General features: G+C 40.2%; 12 protein-coding genes. 7 read left to right on the top strand and 5 right to left on the bottom strand.

Annotated elements, in window-relative coordinates; genetic code table 11:
* Positions 1-13 precede the first annotated feature (13 nt).
* Both ACPUEN_RS00240 and ACPUEN_RS00235 read left to right on the top strand, forming a co-directional pair.
* Positions 14-1,840, top strand: a complete 1,827-nt coding sequence (locus ACPUEN_RS00240) for a RagB/SusD family nutrient uptake outer membrane protein (protein ID WP_425637837.1) — start codon at positions 14-16, stop codon at positions 1,838-1,840.
* 171 nt (positions 1,841-2,011) lie between these two features.
* Positions 2,012-2,218 (top strand): ATP-binding protein, encoded by a 207-nt coding sequence (locus ACPUEN_RS00235; protein WP_425640220.1) that lies wholly within the window; start codon positions 2,012-2,014, stop codon positions 2,216-2,218.
* Positions 2,219-2,302: 84 nt separating this feature from the next.
* Here the strand turns inward: ACPUEN_RS00235 and ACPUEN_RS00230 are convergent, their stop codons facing one another.
* The 3 genes from ACPUEN_RS00230 to ACPUEN_RS00220 form a co-directional block, all read right to left on the bottom strand.
* The gene (locus ACPUEN_RS00230; RefSeq protein ID WP_425637836.1) at positions 2,303-3,859 is read right to left on the bottom strand and encodes a RagB/SusD family nutrient uptake outer membrane protein; all 1,557 of its coding nucleotides are present in this window, start codon (positions 3,857-3,859) and stop codon (positions 2,303-2,305) included.
* 119 nt (positions 3,860-3,978) lie between these two features.
* Positions 3,979-7,080 carry a SusC/RagA family TonB-linked outer membrane protein gene (locus ACPUEN_RS00225; protein WP_425640218.1) on the bottom strand — a complete coding sequence of 1,034 codons (3,102 nt, stop codon included), beginning with the start codon at positions 7,078-7,080 and terminating at the stop codon, positions 3,979-3,981.
* Between the two features lie 1,259 nt (positions 7,081-8,339).
* Positions 8,340-10,157, bottom strand: a complete 1,818-nt coding sequence (locus tag ACPUEN_RS00220) for an alkaline phosphatase (protein ID WP_425637835.1) — start codon at positions 10,155-10,157, stop codon at positions 8,340-8,342.
* 252 nt (positions 10,158-10,409) lie between these two features.
* Here ACPUEN_RS00220 and ACPUEN_RS00215 point away from each other — a divergent pair, with 252 nt between their 5' ends.
* Together ACPUEN_RS00215 and ACPUEN_RS00210 are read left to right on the top strand one after the other, a co-directional pair.
* Positions 10,410-11,489 carry a phosphatidylinositol-specific phospholipase C1-like protein gene (locus ACPUEN_RS00215; protein WP_425637834.1) on the top strand — a complete coding sequence of 360 codons (1,080 nt, stop codon included), beginning with the start codon at positions 10,410-10,412 and terminating at the stop codon, positions 11,487-11,489.
* Positions 11,490-11,504: 15 nt separating this feature from the next.
* Positions 11,505-13,346 (top strand): metallophosphoesterase family protein, encoded by a 1,842-nt coding sequence (locus tag ACPUEN_RS00210; protein ID WP_425637833.1) that lies wholly within the window; start codon positions 11,505-11,507, stop codon positions 13,344-13,346.
* Between the two features lie 424 nt (positions 13,347-13,770).
* Here the strand turns inward: ACPUEN_RS00210 and ACPUEN_RS00205 are convergent, their stop codons facing one another.
* Positions 13,771-15,516 carry a RagB/SusD family nutrient uptake outer membrane protein gene (locus tag ACPUEN_RS00205; RefSeq protein WP_425637832.1) on the bottom strand — a complete coding sequence of 582 codons (1,746 nt, stop codon included), beginning with the start codon at positions 15,514-15,516 and terminating at the stop codon, positions 13,771-13,773.
* A gap of 44 nt (positions 15,517-15,560) precedes the next feature.
* The gene (locus ACPUEN_RS00200) at positions 15,561-18,632 is read right to left on the bottom strand and encodes a SusC/RagA family TonB-linked outer membrane protein (protein WP_425637831.1); all 3,072 of its coding nucleotides are present in this window, start codon (positions 18,630-18,632) and stop codon (positions 15,561-15,563) included.
* 621 nt (positions 18,633-19,253) lie between these two features.
* Between ACPUEN_RS00200 and ACPUEN_RS00195 the strand changes: the two genes are divergently transcribed.
* The 3 genes from ACPUEN_RS00195 (at position 19,254) to ACPUEN_RS00185 (ending at position 23,009) form a co-directional block, all read left to right on the top strand.
* Positions 19,254-20,708 (top strand): PhoPQ-activated pathogenicity-related family protein, encoded by a 1,455-nt coding sequence (locus ACPUEN_RS00195; RefSeq protein WP_425637830.1) that lies wholly within the window; start codon positions 19,254-19,256, stop codon positions 20,706-20,708.
* Positions 20,709-20,710: 2 nt separating this feature from the next.
* Positions 20,711-21,907: an alpha/beta hydrolase family protein gene (locus ACPUEN_RS00190; protein WP_425637829.1), complete on the top strand. Its 1,197-nt coding sequence runs from the start codon at positions 20,711-20,713 to the stop codon at positions 21,905-21,907.
* 91 nt (positions 21,908-21,998) lie between these two features.
* Positions 21,999-23,009, top strand: a complete 1,011-nt coding sequence (locus tag ACPUEN_RS00185) for a sialidase family protein (protein WP_425637828.1) — start codon at positions 21,999-22,001, stop codon at positions 23,007-23,009.
* Positions 23,010-23,020 lie beyond the last annotated feature (11 nt).

Genomic DNA, 23,020 nt, shown 5'->3' with positions numbered 1-23,020 from the left:
CTCAAACAAAATCATGAATAGCATTATTAATAAAATAGGAAAATATCTCACTGTTCTATGCATCGGTTTGACCCTCTCTTGTTCTCAAGATTTTCTGGATACTGTACCAGATAACATAACTGCTCTGGAAGATGTATTCACCAATAAAGGCATGACCGAGCAATGGCTGGCAAGAATATATAATCCCTTACCAGACATGTGGGATCAGCCCTATAATCAACAATGGGCAGGACAAAGTGATGAAGCGGATTACGCATGGGTTTTTCCACTGATGAACTCCGGCGCAATGACGCCAGATAATACAAATCACAATGTTTGGTCTAGCTATTATCAGGCGATTCGATACGCTGCAATATTTTTAGAAAATGTAGACATGAATCAAGAGATACCTGCAGAACCAAATGGGGATAGGTTAATTCAACAGTACAAAGGTGAAGCAAGATTCCTTCGGGCATATTATTACTGGTTGCTAATGAGACAGTATGGTCCAGTTGTTCTGATGGGTGAAAATTCTTTACCGCCAGATGCTGACTTTCAAATACCTAGAAGTACTTGGGATGACGGAATAGAATTTGTGCTCTCAGAGATGAACCTTGCCATGGCAGATGTGCCAGAAAAGCATCTAAATCCTAACAATCCACAGGAACTAGATCAAGCGCAAACTGGCAGAATCAGTAAGCCTATCATTAAAGCAATTAAGTCACAAATACTCTTATTTCATGCCAGTCCATTAGTCAATGGAAATAGCGATTTATCAGGATTGGTTAATCCAGATGGTACAGTACTAATTAACCAAACCTATGATGAAAATAAATGGAAGCGCGCAGCAGACGCTGCCAAAGAAGTAATAGACTTAGGCTACTATTCTCTGTTTAAAGTAGAAGATGATGATCCATTCCGTGCAGGATTTTTATCCTACAGAAATCTCATGTTTGAAGGCTGGAGAACTGAAGGAATCTGGCTTCGAGCTAACTCAAATATGTACGGAAACTGGGAGAGACACGCTTCACCACGTAATTCAAATGGTAATGCTTGGAGTGGTATTGCAGTTCCTCAAGAGATGGTTGATGCTTTTAGGATGTCAAATGGATTAACCATAAATGACACTAATAGTGGATATTCTGAGGAGGGGTTTGTGGAAGAGGGAAACACCTACTATTCTCCAGGTACATTCAAGATGTATGTAGACCGTGAGCCTAGATTTTATGTCAATATTACCTTTAATGGATCTTATTGTCCTGTAGTTCCAAATCCTGGATGGAGTAATGTAGTGGAGTTTTTCTATACAGGTAACTCAGGAAAGCAGGGTGCAACTAGGGATTATCCTTCTACAGGCTACACCGCCAGAAAAAATATCCACCCTAATAATGATTATAGAGATGGAAGAAGCTTCAGTAGGCCTGCTATGAACATTAGACTAGGAGAGATATACTTGAATTACATTGAAGCATTGAACGAATATTCTCCAGGTCACCAGGATATTTTCTTTTATCTAAATGAGCTCAGAAATCGGTCTGGTCTTCCTGATTATGAAGGAGATATGGGACAGGATACTATGCGGGAGGTCATTCATATTGAAAGACAGGTTGAATTAATGTTTGAAGGTCACAGGTATTGGGATGTTCGCAGATGGAAAGTAGCTGACCAACCGGAATATCATCAAGGAGGGGCATTTCACGGAATGGATATTGACCAAGGAAATGAAATATCATCACCAGAATTTCACCAAAGGTCAGTGGTATATACTAGAGCTGACTGGGAGGACAAAAACTACTGGTATCCAGTACCACAAAGTGAGATTGATCGAAATAAGCAGCTTGTCCAAAACCCTGGTTACTAGCTATTAAAGAGGAGATCCAATTCATTAACTCCACATGTTTTTTTATTACCAATCCCCGAATTATAAAAAGTTCGGGGATTTTTTTTGTGAAAAAGTTGTAGTCTAATAAATCCGGAATATTCTCACTTATGACTATAAAGTTACTCTGACTGGGAAACTGAAGTAAATCTCATCCGCATCAACTCGGTACATTTCAAATTGGTAATCAACGATTCTGGTATAGGAATGGACAAGGATCTGGATATAGTGATAACTTCCTCTTTGGGCCTAAGGCTAGTAAGAACACTCACCAGACAGATTAATGGGAATCTATCTATCCAATCGAACCCAGGCACCACTTTCTCCATCGTTTTGACGGATGAACAGCTTGCTGCTTAAAACAGACAAGTAATCTTTCTTGACCCTAAAAAAGGACTCCAAAATTGGAGTCCTTTTTCATTGATCAAATTCTAAAACACATGCTTAATACCCTGGATTCTGAGGCATTAGATTCGGATTATTCTGCATTTCTGGAAGCGGGTAAGGCATTAAGTAATGCTTGGCTTGTAAGGTCTGATTAGAGCTTGGATTAGTATGTCCTTCAAAATTATCAAATCCATTGTTGGCTTCATTGTAGACTTTGCGTAAGCGAAGCATATCAAACCAGGTAAGCTGCTCATAGCAGAGCTCATGCCACCTCTCTCTCAAAACTGCATCTCTAAACGTATCTGAGGTAAATCCGCCCATGCTTGGAGTGGTTAACCCAGCTCTGTCACGTATTCTTTTCAAACTTTCAACAGCTAAAGCGTTTGGCCCACCAACTTCGTTCTGTGCCTCAGCATAGATCAGCAATACCTCTGCAAATCTGATTAAAGGAACATTCAGGTTGTTTGCCCTAGTGCCTGGTTGGTCTTTAGTGCCTAGTGCTTGCTGGTTAAAATGCTTGAAAATATAAGGTGCACCCAGGTCAAATTCCGCACCGCTACCATTTGTGTAGTAAGTAGTGTAAAAGAATCCTTCCTGATTAACTGCTCGCTTATCTCCAGGCTCATAGGAATTGTAGAAATCTTCCGTTGGAACAGTACTTCCAGTTCCTGATGGACCCGCAAAGGTCACAGGCTTAAAGTTCGGAAACATATTGTTCATTGGATTTCCAGCCACAATCACATTATACTGTAGCATAAAGATATGCTCTAGTCTATTGTCATTGTTCTCGTTATGAATTGCCTTGTAGGTTGGAAACAAGTTGATTGAAAGCGGATTACTATTAGCATAGTCAATCACTTCCTTCGACTTGTCAGCAGCCAATTGATAATGAGACGCTCCCTTACTCAAAGGAAATCCCGCCATAGTCAAATAGACCTTCGCCAACATTGATTTGGTAGCCGCCAAGGATGCTCTACCGCTATTGTCCATCCAAGGCAATCCTGCTGCTTCAGCTGCTTTCAAATCCTCCAAGATTAAAGCATAAACTGCGTCTTGCGAAGCAGGCGCAGGTCTGAAATTTTCAGAACTAGCCGTCTGTGGTATGGTAATCAATGGAACATCACCCCATAGCCTCACAGCATAGAAATATGCCCAAGCTCTTAGGAACCTTGCTTCACCAAGAATTTTCGTCTTTTGTGCCGCATCCATTGGTGTAATAGCTGGTACCTTATCCAGTACTAGATTTGCTTGTGCTATTACTTTATACAATCCATTCCACCAATTGATCACATGCTGAGTTCTTCCATCATAAATGAGCCCGTACAGGTTATTCAAATCGGAATTTTGGGCTGTCTCGGTAGTAGATGTTCCCGTTGGAGCTTCTAGTAATTGCCAAGTTGAAGAAAAGATTCCCCCATCTCCCCCAATAAATCGTGTATCGGCATACACTGAAGCGAGTGCTGCTTCGGCATGGTCAGGAATAGTATAGAAACTTTCAGGTGTCAAATTGGAAGGGTCTTTTTCTTCCAGGAAACTTGAACAACCTACAAATCCTGCTACCAACGCTCCAAAAAGGAGCAACCTGCCTGCTTTGTTATATATGTTATTTTTCATATGTATATATTTTTTTTAAAGGTCACATGTAATCTCGCATGGAGATAAAACCAGACTTCTTTGTCCAGCCTTTGTCTTGCTCGATTTCATGCATTACATCGCTTTAAGTAAAAAGTGGATTAAAGAGTCACCTGCAGACCGAACATGAAAATTGTCGGTCTCGGATAACTGTGCCAGTTCATACCTTGTGAGAAAACATTACTTCCGGTACCACCACGAATAGGTGTTGTTTCTGGATCACCATTGATATCTTTTCCTGTCAATAGGAGGAAATTCTGAGCTGAGGCATATGCTCTCAATCTGCTTAGTTTGATGGCGCTAGTCACATTGGTTGGAAAACTATATCCCAGTAATAGGTTTCTACCACGAAGGAAAGAACCGTCTTTAACCCAGTGAGAATCCACATTAGTCACATATCCTGCCCGAGTATCTCGGATCTCTGCAATCATTGTGTTTTGGTTCTGAGGTGTCCATGCATTCAGCACTGAGGTATAGCTATTTGCCAAAGCTTGACGGTCTTCACTTGGGTGCAAGGTCATGTCCAGCACATCATTTCCAACACTATATTGAAGCTCAACAGTAAGATCAAAATTGTACATTCTGAAACTGTTGGAAATTGCTCCCCAGAAATCAGGGCTACCATTACCAATGATCATTCTATCCGAATCGTTGATTGCTTTATCTCCATTGACATCCAAGTATTTGATATCACCTGGAAGAATTGTAAGTCCATTTCTATAACTCACAAATTCAGCTGCTTCTGCTCTTTCTGCTTCACTCCAAGTACCCAATCGTACCAATCCCCAGAAAGAACCTACCGGTTCACCAACTCTGATGATGTTGGTCTGGTTGGTGAAATTAGGACCACCTACTCCGAAAATATCTGCCGGAGTTGCTAGTGACAACACCTTATTTCTGTTTAGTGAGAGGTTAAAAGAGGTGTTCCAACTGAAATTCTCCGAATCAAAATTCACAGAATTAAGCGTGAATTCAACTCCCTTATTTTCCATAGAACCAACATTGCTTCGGATGGTCGCATATCCACTTGTTCTTGGTACAGGCGAATCCAATAGCATGTCTGTAGTTTTTCTGTAATAAAGGTCAACTTCCAAATTCAGGCGATTATTGAACAATCCCAATTCAACTCCAAAATCAGTCTGAGCTGTTTTCTCCCATCTCAAATCTGGATTTGCCAGTCTATTGATACCGGTTCCGCCTACTTGGTTCTCATTATAAATAGCCGAATAATTAGAGCTTAATAATGAAAGTGACGAGTAAGGTGGTATTTCTGAGTTACCTGTCAAACCGTAACTCGTTCTCAACTTTAGGTTTGATATAGTTGAATTGCCTTTCAAAAATCCTTCTTCAGAAACCCTCCAAGCCAGTGCTGCAGAAGGGAAAAAGGCATATTTGTTATTATCACCGAATTTTGACGAACCATCGGCACGACCTGTAGCGGTAAACAAATACTTATCATCTAGGATATAATTGATTCTGGCAAAGTAAGAATTCAATGCTTCACGGTCAGCTCCCGAACCTACTCTTGGCAGCTGGCTACCAGCACCGAGATTATTGTACAGGAAGTAATCCGTAGAGAAATTTTGGATACTTGCACTCATAGATGAGGAATTACTTTCCTGCCATGAAATACCAAGTAGTCCTTCTACAGCATGTCTTTCAGCAAATACTTTATTATAAGTCAAGTAATTCTCCAGAGACCAAAATGTATTTTTGTTCAAACTTTTGGACGCAGTTCCACTCTGCCCAATAGCTAATGTTCTGGTCTCAGACCTGTCATTTTCCTGCGTCAGGATATTTACACCCAATGCGGTTCTCATTTGGAGTGCATCAGAAAACTTGATGTTAGTGTAAGCACTTCCCAAGGTAGTTTGAGTATTAAGGATATACCTTCTTCCAGACAACCTGTGCATAGAACTCATTGTACCTTCCGCAAAAGGATAATCTCTGTTATTAGCAAAGGTTCCATCCTCATATTTCACAGGAAGGAATGGGAAATCTTCTACCATCTGTCTGGCAACAGCATCAGACACATCGACTAGATTTTCTGACTGATTGTTATAGCTAAGGCTACCACCTACAGTCAACCATGATTTCACTTTATCTTCTATAGTGAAACGAGTAGAATATCTTTTCAAATAGGATGTTTTTACAAGTCCTTGATCATCCCTATATCCCAAAGAAAGAGAGTAAGAAGTACGCTCATTACCTCCAGTAAAGCCTAACTGATGGTTTTGGGAAAGCTTGTTTTGAGTGGTTTCTTGTAGCCAATCAGTATCATAAAGAGGATTACCCTGGCTGTCAAAAATACGGGGATCGGTTCTTCTAAGGGCTGGGTTTAGGTAGGCCCACTTGCCAGCATTCCATCCTTCTGGATCGTATTTAGCCATATTAGCCCAAGCTAAATCCTCAACATCTAAATATTGCTGGGCATTTAACACCTCAGGTCTATTTGGTCCTATGATAGGAACACTTAAATCCACATTGTATGTTACGCTACCTTCGCCTGATTTACCTTTTTTGGTGGTGATTAGAATAACGCCATTCGCACCTCTAGAACCATAAATCGCAGTAGACGATGCGTCTTTCAACACCTCCACAGATACGATATCGTTCGGGTTGATATAATCTATTGCACTACTTTGTTGATCCAAAGTACCCATTGGCATCTGAACACCATCTATTACATATAGTGGGTTATTGGATGAGTTGATGGAGCTGAATCCTCTGATCCTAACAGTGGTTCTTCCTCCTGGACGTCCTGAGTTGTTATTTACTTGAACTCCAGACACTCTTCCTGCCAAAGCTTGATTTAAAGATGCTGCCGGACGCTCTCGCAGTGCTTCTGCACCAACTGAGCCTACAGAACCTGTTAAATCACTTCTTTTGGTAGTTCCATAACCAATCACCACTACCTCGTCAAGAGCTGTGGCATCAGGTCTTAGTGTTATGTTAATTACACTTTGCGAACCCACTGTAATTCGCTGTGGCTCATATCCTATATAGGAAAATATTATCTCAGCATTGTCAGAAACAGTAATCGTGTACATCCCATCTATGTCGGTAATGGTACCAGAGGTAGTACCTGCTACAGACACCGTTGCACCGGGAAGAGGCAATCCAGTTTCATCCAGAACTTTCCCAGTTACAGTTACATCTTTCAGTATATTTTTTATAAGGGGAGCTACGTTTGCACTTGCCATTATAATAGTGCTAAACATAAGTTGGATTAAGAATCCATATAGAATTCTTTTAGACACCCATAAAAGCCGTCTATGTAATTTTGATTTCATAGTATAAGAGGTTTATTTTAATGGTTACTAAAAATATTTCTGTAATTATAATTTATAACACAGAGGATCGAATATTGCGCAGCGAGGGATCTTCTTAAATTTCGACTGCTCCTTCCAAAGGTCTCTTTGATCAGTTCATTGGCAATCTGTTTTTTTTTAAAATAAAAATTATGTAAAAATTAGTTGATACCTAGTACATTAATCAGATCAAGCTGGAATAACCTGAACACTTTCACCCATCACAAAAATGAAATCAAAATCAAGCAGGAGTTAATTATTTGAAATTCAATTATTTGAAAAATCTCAATTGAAATCAATCCTCTCACACTATTTTTATAAAAACACTTCTTTTAGCTATTCATATAATAAAAAATGAATCTGACATCTAATTTAAGACTCATCTTTTAGCTCATTCTTATTAAGAAAAATTCAAGGAATATTATTAATTCAATATGTTTCTTAAACATCTTTTAAATTAATTGAACAAAACCTTCTTTAAATGTAAATAAATCCATTTACCGAGGCCCTCCTTCCAAATACCCTCAGATCTAATTTAGAAAAAAATTTTAATTGTTAGGTCTATTCTAAAAAAATTTTAGAAACTATAATAGTCAAAATAAGTAACCTATTATTTCATTTTTAACAATAATATTAGCACAAATAGTCTATTAAAAAGCCTTCAATTCCAATTCAACACAAAAATATCAATCTCAACGGAATCATGAACCCTATTTATCCAAATTCAACAAGAATATAAATTTTCACCTATCTAAAAATTTGCTTTCACAAGCCACTGGTAATCCTCGCGCATTTCGGTTAAAATTAAATTGTACTAGTCAAATTTTCCGAAACCTAGCTAATCATGTTCGATTTCGTTACACAAATTTCATATGAACTGATCGTCCCGGCTACAACAAGACATTTTTTAAATTGGAACAAGTATTGAAGATATTAGCCTAAAAACTCCCTATGCTTAGCTTTCTTCTTTGGTGCATCCTTTTTATCCTATGTTGGCCACTAGCGATTATTGCACTGTTTCTCTACCCTATTGTGTGGCTTTTGCTTTTACCATTTAGGTTACTGGGATTTGCTGTGGATCTCTCTTTTGACCTAGTCAGAAATATCTTTATGCTTCCCTTCACACTTGTTGGTAAGCGATAGCAAGCAAATTACTTTTGGTGATATTCCTTCACCAGCTTCATGATTTTATGAAATACCTCTGTATTCTCATACACCCCTCTGAAATCACCGGAATGTGCTCCATAAGCAAAAATAGGAACCATAATCCCTGTGTGATCATCGGAATGATAAGCCAATTCTACCGTATTTGAAGCAATATCTCCCTGCGGAATGGATACTCCTCCCGTCTCATGATCTGCTGTGATCAAAACCAAAGTTCCCGGATGTGAATCTGCGAAACGAATCACCTCCCCTATCACCTGATCAAAATCAAGCATCTCGGAAACGATCATAGAAGTGCTATTAGAATGCCCTCCCGAGTCTATATTCGCAGCCTCTACCATGAGGAAAAAGGGGCGCTTTTTCTGCTCAAAAAACTTCAACGCAGCATTTGTGCTTTTCAATAAATAATCCCCTCGCCCGTCCAAAACTTTTTTTAATGAGTTTTCAGATGCAAAGTACCCCACCCGATTTCCTCCTAAGTTCTCCAGACTTTCCACCAAAGTAAATTCTGAATTTCTGAGGTTTACCATCTCCTTTTCAAATCTGGATTTACCTCCACCTATGAAAAGATCAAGCTTACTTTTAGCCAAATAGGCAGCAATGTGATCCGAATCATCGCGCTCCGGATAATGCGCAAAGAAGGATGCAGGAGTAGCTCCCGTTAGTTGATCTGTGGTGATGATCCCGCTGGAGAATCCATATTCTGTGAGCAGATCAGGGAGACTCTCTAACCTTTTTCCTTCTGGATCCACTCCAATTGCTCGATTATTGGTTTTCTCACCAGTGGCGTAGGCTGTCGCACCTGCCGCAGAATCTGTGGTAAAATCATCCGCAGCTTGGGTTTTCACTAAACCCATATTCTTCAACTCAGTCAAGTTCAGTTGATTCTCATTTGCAAAGAGAGCAGCCGAAATCTGCGCCAATCCATTCCCATCTCCTATCATCAGAATCACATTTTTCACAGGAATTGCGGCTCCATCCGAATCAAAATTGGGATGGTAAACCTCGTGAAGATTTGGGTTCTGATAGACATTTTGATCCAACTTACTTAAATAATCCGCCGCAGCAATTGGGTGATCGGTATTGATGAAATCCTCTCCCATTTCATAGAATGCCTTCCATGCAGACTTGCTATCTGGCGAACCCCAAAAGCGAACAGGCTTATCAAAACTGTGGACTAGATCAATAAAATCCTGGACAGCTTTTCGTTGCTCTTCCACCATTCTTCCTTTACCGTTCCAAATAGAAAACTGTCGAAAACTCATACTCACCATTCCTATTTTCTCCCATGGCAAACCCTTGCTTAATTCCTTACTTTGATAATCAAAAAACATCCAATCCGGATATTTTTTATAATCGTCAGGATTTGGTCTATTTCCGGAAATGATCAATTTCAATCCCCCTGGATTACTTTCCGAGTAAAGCACATCCTGATAATTCAGCATACTTTTCTCTAATACCTCCAAGGTGGAATAGGCTTCCGTCTTTAGGTCTACCAACAAATGAAAACTGATGGTAGAAATAACATCGTTTTTCAATCCTTCTTTAATAGGATCCAAATACAAGCTTTCAATGGTTCGTCGTGGATCAATACTTTCCACTTCGTGAGCAGCCAGGAGGGCACCATCTTTCAGAATCACATCCACCTCAATAGAAGCTGCCCCCGCACTATAAGCAGTCCAAAAGGGTACGGTTTGCAGGTAATCGTTGTGAGAATGGATTTGAAAAGACGATTGATTCTGCGCAGAGAGGCTAAAAGAAAGGAATAGCAGAAGTAAAAGCTGAGTTGAAAAGAATTTATTCATTCTTAAAATTAGGTGATTCGCCAGAATAAGTGACACATTTCAACCCCAAAAGTCAAGGCTTAACATATTCATAAATTATGAGACACCTGGGTAAAACACTAATACTCTGAGTCTCGCCATATCCTATTGTAAATTAACTAGTTACATATAAACTCATGTTTTTTTTCACATCTTAAATCATAACAAAAACATGAAGCAACATTCGATGAATCTCCTCGGATTTTTAGGAACTTACCAATTAAATTAAACTTCATGAAAACCAACACCAGCTTACTTCTACTCGCTTTTTGCCTGTTTTTTTATTCATCCATTTCTGCTCAGAATCTCAAAATCAACCAGATTCAGGTAATCGGTAGTCACAATAGCTACAAGAGTCAAATGGCACCAGAACTACTGGTTTATTTGGCTAAAGTGAACCCGCCTGCTGCCCAGAGTTTGGAATATGCACATATCCCTTTAGAAGCTCAATTGGAATTAGGTTTAAGAAACCTGGAACTTGATGTATTTCACGATCCGGAAGGAGGAAGGTATTCAAACCCAAAAGGATTGGAAATCATCAAAACCAGCGGTGGAGCCATTCCTGATTACGACCCTGGCAATGCCCTTTCCAAGTCGGGACTGAAGCTTTTTCATGTGCAGGACTTAGATTTTCAATCTCACTACCTACTTTTTGCAGATGCTTTGACGGCACTCAAAAAATGGAGCGATAATAACCCTGAGCACTACCCCATCTTTATTTTGATCAATGCAAAAGCTGGAAATATCCCTGGCACTCGCCCTGTTCTGCCTTTCACAGCCACGGCTTTGGACAGCATTGATTTGGAAATTAGAACGCATTTAGGCATGAATAAGCTAATCACTCCGGATATGGTAAAAGGAGATTTTACTGATTTGGAATCAGCAGTGCTGGCCGGAAACTGGCCAACTCTGGAAGATGCAAAAGGTAAATTCCTTTTTGTTTTGGATGAAAGTGAGGAGAAAATCGATCGATACCTTACTGCCAAGCCTGAGTTAAAGAATGCAGTACTCTTTGTCAACAAAAAAGAAGGAAATTCTACCGCTGGATTTAGGATTATAAATAATGCGGAGAGAGATGAAGCCTACATTAGAGATCTGGTCAATAAAGGGTACATGATCCGAACGCGGGCTGATTCAGATACTAAGCAGGCCAGAACGAATGATTATTCTACTTTCGAAAAAGCTAAAGCATCTGGAGCTCAGGTAATTTCCACTGATTATTATTCCCCTTCTACTTTCTTTAAATCAGCTTACAAAGTTAGTTTCGAAGGGAACCTGTACCAAAGACCTAATCCAGTGTTGGTCAACAAATAGACTCTCCTTAATATTTTGAACAAAAAATATATTATTCCTAGCATCCTTGGCGCAGCAATACACCTAATCAGCCCAAAACCACAGCTTTTTGCTCAATCATCTGCTGAGGTAAAAATCGCGTTTCTGTCAGACATCCACCTGCAAGATGTCTATGCAGATTTGCAGTCACCTGATTTCCCCGGAGTGTTAAATCCAAAAACTGGCAAATACGCGACTATTCGGACCATGAAAAGCCAAATAAATTCTACCCGGCTTTTTAATGAAAACTATTTTGCCTTCATCAGTGCATTGGAAGACCTGAAGAAGAAAGAAATTCAACTCGTGATACTTCCGGGCGACTTTACCGATGACGGTCAGCCGATGAATGTATTGGTATTGAAGAAAATCCTTGACCATTACGCAAGAAATTTCGGAATGCGATTTTATGTGACTACTGGAAATCATGATCCAGTCAAACCATTTGGGGGAATTGCCGGGAAAAGAGATTTTTTGGGGGTGGATGGTTCCGAGCAAGCAATCGCAGGGACAGTTGATTTATATAAAAATACGGACGCAGCAATCTCAGATCAGATCAATTACTGGGGTTATCCAGAGATCACCCAAGCATTAGCTGCTTATGGCTTTTTCCCGAGCACACAGGATGTTTTCTGGGCGCATCCTTTCGAAGAGCTGGATTATGATTCTTACAGCTTTGATCAGGCCGAAGCTTCCTCCAACCTTGAAAACAGAGTTTATCCAGCTGGAGATTCGGGGCTTTTCCTGCCTGATGCCAGCTATCTCGTGGAACCTGTAGATGGAATTTGGCTACTTGCGCTTGATGGAAATGTATACACACATTCTGAGGAGGGTAATTGGAGCGGCTCCTCTGTTGGGTTCAATCAGGCTGTGAATCACAAAAATCACCAACTCGACTGGATCAGAAAAGTGACTGCTGAAGCTGAGAAAAGAGGTAAAGCGCTTATCTCCTTTAGCCATTATCCCTTGGTTGATTTTCATGACGGAGCATCTACCGAGATGAAGTCAATTTTTGGACCTAGTAAATTTCAACTCGAACGCGTTCCTACTTCGGAGACCAGCGAACTATACGCTGCCGCAGGAATCAACATCCATTTCGCGGGACACATGCACATCAATGATACCGGAATTTATCAAGACCAATCAACCACCTATACCATGTATAACATCCAAGTTCCTTCCCTGGCGGCCTTTCCGCCTGCCTATAAGACTGCCACAATCACTTCGCAAGAAAATTTTGAAATTGAGACTATCCCTTTGACAGAAGTAGATCATATGAATGAATTCTTTGATCTCTATCGAATGGAGCATAGGTGGTTACTTGAAAACCAAGATCCAGGGATCTGGGACACCACCATTCTGGCTTCCAAAGACTATCTCGAATACACCAGAAATCACCTTCGGGAATTAACAAAATCCAGGTTTATCCCATCCGATTGGCCAGAAAATCTGGCTATTCTGCTTGAAAATCTCAGTCCTAAAGAGCTTATCCTATGGAGTAAAATGGACGAAATCAAAAGTGATAGATTTCTACAAGAGAAATTGAGAACACTACAAATCAATTCACGAGGTATGAATCCCAAACATTCTATTATCGATGATTTTTACTTGTTGAAAAATGGCGATGAACTGGGAAAAAACCTCATTCCTGAAGATAGACTTAGCTTTTATGAGGAATTGATTACTTCCCTCAGCAAAAAAACCTTCTCCTCTTCGGTTCAAAACCTGAACCGTGAATTGATTCAGTTTTTTGCGATTTTCGAGAAGCTCTATCAGTCGAATCCTTCAGACCATTTTTCCATTGACCTGAAAAACAATACGATAAAGAAAATTCAGGATTGAAGCAAAGTCAATCATATTGGTCGTGCCGTTGGCACTCTCCTATGTCATAAATCCGCTAGTAACCCAGAATTGCATTCTGGGCTTTTACTGGCCTTGCCGTTGGCAAGGGAAATCCTGCCGAGATTATAAAAACGGGATAATGAGCCTATTTCTAGGTTATAATAGCAGGCCCAATAAATTCAACTGACGTAAGTACTTAAAAACCTTTTAATTATTCAATTGGCCAACAGACATTCTATATGAAGAATGCCAAGGGCATTCACAATACCAGCCCCGAATACAGCGCAGCGAAATTCGGGGTAGAAAAATCATTATTGAATTTATGAGTGCCAAAGGCATGATCAGTAACACAAAAACCTAAAAAAACAGCAAAAGCCGATGAGAAATCTCACCGGCTTTTATATTTCTAAAGGTTTACTAGACTTTAGTAACTTGGATTTTGAGCCAAGAAACCTTCAATGTTGGAAGCTCCATCGATCGCTCGTTGCGGAATCGGGAATAGTCTTTTGTTGGGATCACTATCGGTCTTTTCTGTCCAACTATCTTCATATTTACCAAATCTGATTTGATAGGTTCTTCTCAAACCTTCCCAATAAAGCTCAAAGCCAGATTCACGGAATAGTATATCCAAATCAATCGAAGCCAAAGGAGCAGGTGTTTGCGCAGGACGAGCTGTTCTCGAAGTTCTGAGGGTATTGACATCTGCAAGTGCCCCTGCATTATCACCTTTTCTCAACTTGGCCTCAGCACGCATCAAATAAACCTCACCTAATCTCAGCAAAACGATATCTACACTGCTATTTGAACAGCAATTCGGTGCGGTTCGGCTAAACTGATATTTAGAGAATCGATTTCCAGTATTGTGCAAGCTACCCTCGCTGGTAAAATCCACCTGGAAGGTGTGATCCACGTAACGGATATTTGCTCCACTACTTCTTCTGTTAATCACTGGATAGATTTTCACTTTCCCATCAGTATCCCGAATAATCGCTCCGGTTTCATCTTTTCGCGGTCCCCAGATAATATTTCGAAGAATCCCTCTATCCATTTCAAACTCGGTATCTTCTACTGTGTAATAGTGATCTTCATCATTTGTAGGATTAACCCCTGTTAAGTCTTGAAGATTTTCAGGAACCATCGTATTGCGCATGAAGAAACGTGCATCTGCATCCGCAGGATCCACATTACCATATGCGTCATACCAGGTTTGCACGAAATCCGGTGTTGCAGCGACCGCATCAGTTCCTCTAGTGCTAGGGTACTCAGGTCTTGGAACCTGATCACCCGAAATTGACCAGTATTGCCATCTGCTATGCTCAGTCTGCAAGACACCACGCTGGTCGAGAGAGAAGATAATTTCCCTATTGGTATTGTTGTCGTCATTAAACAAATCGAAATATTCAGGGGATAAAGTGTAAGGTCCGTTGATGATATTACTTGTGTATTGGATCACCTTATCCATATCTTCAGTCCTGAAATCAGGCGTACCATATGGGTCACGGTATACAGCAGCATTCAAATACAAGCGAGCCAGAAGTCCCTCAACGGCGGATTTATTCATACGTCCAGGACCATTGCTACTACTGATCACATTGACTACGGAGAGTAGCTCATTTTCAATGTATTCTAGTGCTTCCTCACCCCGTAAAATGATAGACTGTTCGTCAGAAGCGTCTTTTCTAAAAACCAGACCCCAGTTGTCCAACGCTAGCATATTCAAGTACGCCTTCATGGCTACCATTTCATACAAAGGATTTTGCGCGTTGGTATTGCCATTTTCCACCTCGAGTGTCAATTGCTCCTCAGCTGCTACAGCTCTGGACAGCGTCAAGGTAATGTAAGTCCAAGCGTCTCCAACTAAGCTGTTGCCAGGAGTCATCAAATGCTGGTGAATAGCGATAAACTTACCTCCATCAAACCAATCCGTACCACCACGGTACGGAAGAATCCCCTCATCTGACGCTACTTCCTGAAGTCCGAAATTCACGGTATGAAGCCATACCTGACGAAGCATGCCATACACCGGAGCAATGGAACCGCTGACGATTTCCGCTTCACCTGTGCCTGTAAGCGACTCATCGAGGATTTCTTCGTCGAGAGTAGTACAGCTGATAAAAGCCAGCAAAAATGCAGCAATTGGAAGAATTATTTTAAACTTGATATTTTTCATTTCTTTAAGATTTTCTGAAAGATTAACTAATGATCTGTTCGTGTTTAAAAAGTTACATTTAAGTTAATGGTGAATGTCCTGGCTCTTGGGTAGGTGAATCTGTCGATTCCGAAAGTCTGTATACCGGCAGAAGTAGAGCCTGTATTTACCTCAGGATCAAATCCGGAGTAATCCGTGATTACAAAGAGATTCTGACCAGTGACTGAGAGGCGGATATTTTGGAAAGTATTACCCATTCCAAAGCTATTTGGATTCACATTGTAGCCCAAAGTGGCATTGTTCAGTCTAAAGAAAGAGCCGCTCTCCAAGAATCTTGTTGACACAGTGTTGGAGTTGTTGAAAGATTCTTCTGGAAATTGTACGGCAAAATCTGTGGTATTATTTGACCTGGAAAGTTGGGCTTTGGTAAACAAAGACATGGTGGTGTGATTGTAAATCTTGTTTCCAGCAGCCCCATTAAAGTTTAGTCCTAAGTCGAAATTATCAAATCGAAAATTTGTATTGAATCCGTAGATAACCTTTGGAATAGCGCTTCCCACTACACTTCTGTCATTGTCCAGGATTTGTCCATCATTGTTGATGTCTACGAATCTATTGAGGCCATCCTCTCCGATTCCATCAAACTCAAGCATATAGAAAGCTCCAATTGGCTGGTTGTTGATATATCCGTTGATAGTTGCGCCAGTTTGTCCGGCACCCTGAGCTGCTCCAGTAGTCAAGACAGCATAAGGAGAGTCTCTTACTTCGTTTTGAATAAATGTGATGTTACCGCCAATTTCATATGAAAATGACTTTGTTTCTTTGCTAGCGTAATTCAAGGTAAGCTCAACTCCACTGTTGTGGATTTCCATATTGTCGATATTGTCCCAAAAAGTTGAGGTTGGTTGCACCGGATCGGCCGGAACTACCTCAAGGAGGATATTTGAAGATACTTTGTTGAAATAATCCAAGGTACCTGTCAATCTGTAATCCATCAAGGCAAAATCAATCCCGAAATCAATTTGAGTAGAGACTTCCCATTGCAAATTCGGATTTGCCAATCTCGTGAATACAATGCCGTATGGATAGCTATCTAAGGTGGTTCCGTCTGTATCTATAGGATATGTGTTCAAACTGCCTGAACCAGTTGCCAATCGATCTTCAGAATAGCTGGCTTTAGTGATTCTGGATGGAATTTCCTGATTTCCTGTTTGTCCCCAGCTCGCGCGTACTTTTAGGTTATTGAAAACGGAATTCGCCATGAAAGCTTCTTTGCTCAAATTCCAACCCAAAGCAAAAGACGGGAAGTATCCGTATTTGTTGTTATCTCCAAATTTGGAAGAACCGTCTGCCCGGAAAGTGGCCGTGAACAAATATTTATCTGCATACACATAATTCAATCTACCGAAGAATGACTGTAATTCATTTCGGGTCGCAGAGGCATTGACCGTAGTAGGAAACTCGCTCGTACTGTTATGATCCTGATATCTTGGCTCTATATTGTTTGCTGCAAATCCGCGGTAAGACGTACCTCTGAATTCGTCAAGAAAAGTCTGGTAAGAGTGTCCTGCCAATACCGTAAAATTGTGTTTGTAATTGTTCCAGTTGTACGTCAGTGTGTTTTCTACCAAGCTATTGGTATTCGAGGAAATAAGTTCGTCCAACGTACCGTCGGATACATTGGATTCATTGATTACCTCAGTAAAAGGCTTGTACTGTACGTATCGGTTTGTAGTGGAATAATCCACACCTAAATTCAACTTATAGGTTAGGCCATCAAAAATCTCAAAGGATGGAGAAATAGTCCCTAAAATCCGGTTGTTTGCCGCATCATCACTGTACAAATCATATCTCTTGATCGGATTAAGTGCATTGGTATTCAAAAGAGTGGGTTCACCATCGGTAAAAGCTGGAATAGTTGGGTTAAGGCCCAACATATCGCTAATCGTACCTGTAATTACTGGTCGAAGGTTTTCTGTATAGGCAGCAGTAAGATTGTAGTCAATATTCATCCTGCCATCAAAAGCCTTCTGATTTACGTTTAGTTTACCTGAATAGCGCTTCAAATCACTGTTCTTCAAAATACCTTCCTGCTCTTGGTAACCAAGAGATGCGAAGTAGGAAAACCGTTCGGTATTGGCTCCGCTCATAGATAAACTGTAATCCTGAGAAAACCCTACCTGAGTCAATTCCTCTTGCCAATTGGTATTTCCTCCAAAATCTTCCAGATTACCACCTACTGCAATTACTTGCTCTCTAAACTCATCCGCTCCAAAAACATCGATTTGCTTTGCCATTTTAGACCAGGACGCTCCGGCAGAGAAGTTTACTTGAGAACTCCCCATTTTGCCTTTTTTGGTGGTGATTACCACAACCCCATTTGAGGCACGAGAACCGTAGAGCGCAGTTGCACTAGCGTCCTTCAGGACATCGATGCTGGCGATGTCATTGGGATTTAGAAAGTTGAGTGGGTTAGAAGCTACTCCAGTTCCAGAGTTATCCAATAAAAACCCGTCCAAGACATAAAGTGGCTGCGTACCAGAGCGCAAACTTCCGATTCCCCGGATAATCACATTTTGGTTTGCTCCAGGCTCACCACTGGTAGAAGTAATATTTACTCCAGCCATTTTGCCTTGCAACAGATCAACAGGATTTGTAATCACACCTCTATTGAAATCTTCACTTTTAACAGAGCTTATCGCTCCAGTAACATCCGATCTTTTTTGGGTACCGTAGCCTATTACAACTAATTCATCCAGTTGAGTAGCATCAGGTTGCAACTGTACATCAATGATAGACTTTCCATTTACAGAGATTTCTTGAAGGATATACCCTACATATGAAATCTGAAGGATGGCATCTTCACCCACCTCTATAGTAAATTTACCATCTAGATCTGTTACGGTTCCATTCACAGTTCCCTTGATCTGAACCGTTGCGCCTGGTAGTGGTTGACCGGTTTCATCTGTGATTGTTCCTGTCACTGACTGCTCAGCCGAAATCAAACCAGTGGTAGAAAGTCTTCGGTCAGACTCCAACCCATTCGCGAATACTTGCGAAGAACTGTCGAAAGTTGTCCACATCAACACAAATGCGGACCCATAAATAATTTTAGATAATTGTAATTTTGTATTCATAAAATTTATTGTGTATATAAAGAGAACAATTCGAATGGAACAACTAAACCAATTGAATTAGCTTAGCCAATATTTAACCACAAAAGTATTATATAAAAAACACAGTCCTGTTAAGGGAATTTTAGGCCTACATTAAATATATATACACAATTTTCAGATACGTAGGTTAATCAGTAATCATTTCCTCTTATAGAGTTTGGGGAAATCAGAAAGGAGAGAAACGATTGAAAAAAGCGGACTAAAACGTCTTCCTGAGCCTCAAGGAGGAGAAAATTAAATGTTCTAATAAAAAATAAAATTTATTAAATTATTTTTATGTTAAAAAATTATTCTCTTTTTACCCGACAACCTTGTTTATATTAATTCAATATTATATACACGATATTTCTATTACTAAGAATCATATTTTCAAATTAGAAAAATTATAATATTTTAGTAAAACAAATGAAACATATAACAAAATAAACAGTCTGATTCTTTCCCGAATTACTCAGAAAATAAACTCTTCCAACTTGAGGAAGGAATGATGATTATCCCGAGAATTCCTTCGCTATCAAATTCAAGTTGCCGAATAGCTATTAATTAATTAGCTTTTAGCTACTAACAAAAACCCAATTCCAAATGCAACTACTTTTTCCACGTCCCACACTGGTTTTTACCTGTGTTTATTTTTCTATCTGCCTTGTTTTCTCCTCCTGCCAAAAACCAGAAGAAAAAATACTAGCTGAAGAAATCCCGTCAGAAAACCTATTGAAAGATTATGTAATGGCTCCTGATTCTGCATTCAAATTTGAGATTGTCCTTACGGCCACTGGAACTGATTATGACTATCACGTTCTGAAGATGACCTCTCAGAATTGGCTAACCTCTGATTTGGTAGATAAGACAGAATGGTGGCATTGGGTGTCCATAGTGGTACCGAGAGATACTCCTTTTGAAACCGGCATGATGTGGATTGGCGGAGGGAGCACCAATACCAACTTGCCGGAAAATCCTGATGAATTGATCCTAACTGCTGCTTTGCAGACAAATTCCATTGTTGCTCAGGTTCATAATATTCCATTTCAGCCCTTAACCTTTGCCAATGATCCCGAAGGAGAGAGATATGAAGATGCCATTATTGCTTATGGTTGGAGAAAGTTTCTGGAAGGAGGAGCCAAAGACGAAGATGCCATATGGTTGGCTCGCCTGCCAATGACCAAAGCGGTAAAACTCGCAATGGATGCAACCTCTGAGGTAGTAAAAAGCCTTTATGACAAAAACCTCAACAACTACGTCGTGGCTGGAGCATCGAAACGTGGTTGGACCACCTGGACTACTGCCGCTGTGGATGATAGGGTTGTTGCGATTATTCCAATCGTCATAGACATGCTAAACTTAGAACCTTCATTTAAGCATCACTGGAAAAACTATGGATTCTGGGCTCCAGCCGTAGATAATTATGTAAATGAAGGAGTAATGGAATGGATGGGAACTCCAGAATTTGACCGGCTTTTGGCAATCACAGAACCCTACACTTTTGCAACTGAAATGGAATTGCCCAAGCTTTTGATTAACGCAGCAGGAGACCAATTCTTTCAGCCAGATAGCTGGGAATTTTATTGGAATGATTTGCCTGGGGAAAAGCATATTCAATATGTGCCGAATTTCGGCCATGACATAGGAGATTCTGATGCATTACCCAATATGATCTCTTTTTATTCCGCTGTTTTAAACCAAAACCCTAGACCTAAATACGAATGGAAAATTGAAGTAGATCTCATTTCATTTCAAGCAGATCCTGCCGATAAACCTATTTCAGTTAAAGTATGGAGCGCCTATAATGATAAGGCAAGAGATTTTAGGGTTGATGTTTTTGGACCAAATTGGAAAGCAACTGAGCTAGAATCAGCAGCAGATGGAAATTATGAATTCAAAATGACAGAGCCAGAGAGCGGCTATAGAGGATATTTTATGGAGGTGACTTTTGCGGGACAAGCGCCTATGAAAGTGACAAGTGGCGTGGAAGTATTGCCTAGGTCCTATCCATTCGACGAATTCGTTCCTGAGCATTTAGAAGCTGTCAGTTCCAATTAATTATGAAAAAATTAATCCTATTTATAGCGTCTATATTCGTTTTAATTAACTCTTTTGTTATGGCTCAGCGGGCAGCAAATTATGATGAAGCTCAAGTTCCACCTTTATTTCTTCCAGATCCCTTTGTCAGCAAAACTGGGCAATTGATTCAAAGTATTTCAGATTGGGAAAATATCCGTAGGCCAGAGTTATTGAATTTATTCACAGAGGAGGTTTACGGTCCAATTAGAACAGATTTCGATGAGATTTCTTTCAAAGAAGTCTCAGAAAGCACCAACCCTTATCCAGATCTGGCGATTTTCAAGGAGGTAGATATTACAGTTGATAGAAATGGAAAATCTCATACCATGAGATTAAATGTATTCCTTCCAAAATCTAGTGAACGGGAAGTTCCAATAATTTTATTGATCAATCATAGACCAAAATTTAGTGATGGCAGAATCGCTGAAGAAGGTTATTGGCCAGTTGAGGAACTTGTTAATAGAGGCTTTGCAACTGCCTCTTTTCATGGAGAAACGGTAGCTCCTGATGATGCAGAAAAATTCTCCGAAGGCATACTTTCTACTTTATATCCTGAGGAACTAAGTAAAGCCAATGGCATGCGAACATTCGGAGCTTGGGGGTGGGCTGCCATGAGAGCTATGGATTATTTCGAGCAGCAACCGATGATCGACGCCACAAAATCAGTTTTAGTAGGGCACTCCAGAGCCGGGAAAACAGCACTTTGGACTGGCGTAAATGATAATCGCTGGGCAGTAGTGATCCCTAATGAATCAGGTTGCGGTGGAGCAGCACTTTCCAGGCGAAAGTTTGGTGAAACAGTGAAAATTATAAATACGTCCTTCCCACACTGGTTCAATGACAATTTCAAAAAATACAATGATCAGGAAAACTACTTACCGATTGATCAACATATGCTAGCTATGATGGTGGCGCCAAGAGCCATTTATTATTCTAGTGCCCGAGAAGATTTGTGGGCAGACCCTAAAGGTGAATATTTGTCCATGCAATTGGGAAGTAGAATTTACAGGGATATTTATAAAAAACCTGTAGAGTTCCCCTCAGCTTTTGAAGAATTAGAGGGGCCCATTATTCAAAGCTTTGCCGGATATCATATTAGAGATGGAAAGCACGGGTTAACCGTGGAAGACTGGCGCCATTTCATGGATTTTGCAGAACTCAACTTTCAGAATAAATAATCATTCAGGTGAGTACAAGACAGTCAATCCAACTATTACCTCCTTTTTGTTAATTTAAACCTGAATTACACCTATACAATTCAAAACTAATATGTTTCAAGTCTCTACTATTTTTATCGCATTGATTCTAGGCTTTTTAAACAATGAGGTTGAAAAACCAACAGTTAAAATCCTAAAATCAGAATTTATCTACGAAACAGCACCTTTCCCTTCCTGTCATGCATCAACTTTAATTGAGACTGAACAAGGGATATTGGCGGCTTGGTTTGGAGGAACCTATGAAAGACATCCAGATGTGAGCATTTACACTTCCCTTTTAACAAATGGGACTTGGTCAACTCCGGAAATGGTAGCTGATGGGGTGGAAAACGAAGTCTTCAGAAATCCGACTTGGAATCCGGTTTTATATAAAAGTCCTGCTGGAAAAATCTTCCTTTTCTACAAAGAAGGACCTAACCCAAGAGAATGGTGGGGGCTCTATAAAACTTCTGATGACGAGGGAAAAACCTGGTCAAAAGCAATTCAAATACCACCAGGAATGCTTGGACCAGTAAAAAACAAAGCTGTGCTTTTAGGAGATGGTACTCTTCTCCACCCATCTAGCTTCGAAACCAACGGTGTCTGGAGCATGCATGTGGAAACTACTACTGCAGAAGGTCAGAACTGGAAAAAAACAGAAATCGACAATGGTGAATTTCACGCGATCCAACCCACTATTTTGAAATATCCAAACAACAAGCTTCAAATGTTAGCCCGAACTCAGGAAGATGTGATAGGCTCAACTTGGTCAATGGATGGAGGCAAAACCTGGTCTAAAGTAGAATCAACAGGGTTGATTCACAATAACTCTGGAATTGATGCGGTGACTTTGCAAAATGGAACGCAACTTTTGCTTTGCAATCCAATCAAGGATGGAAGAAATAAGCTTTCTCTTATGATGTCTATTGATGGAGTGAATTGGGATGAGATTTATGTCTTGGAAGATCAGCCCAAAGGTGAGTTCAGCTATCCCGCAATCATTCAGGCAGAGGACGGCATAGTTCATCTAACTTACACTTATAATAGAGAGAAAATAAAGTATGTCTCACTATCTGTAGAATAACCTTTTCAAAC

It is taken from the genome of Algoriphagus yeomjeoni, assembly GCF_049821175.1.
Taxonomy (GTDB): domain Bacteria; phylum Bacteroidota; class Bacteroidia; order Cytophagales; family Cyclobacteriaceae; genus Algoriphagus; species Algoriphagus yeomjeoni_A.
The sequence above is the reverse complement of the archived record's forward strand: the minus strand, read 5'-3'. Positions and strand labels throughout refer to the sequence as shown.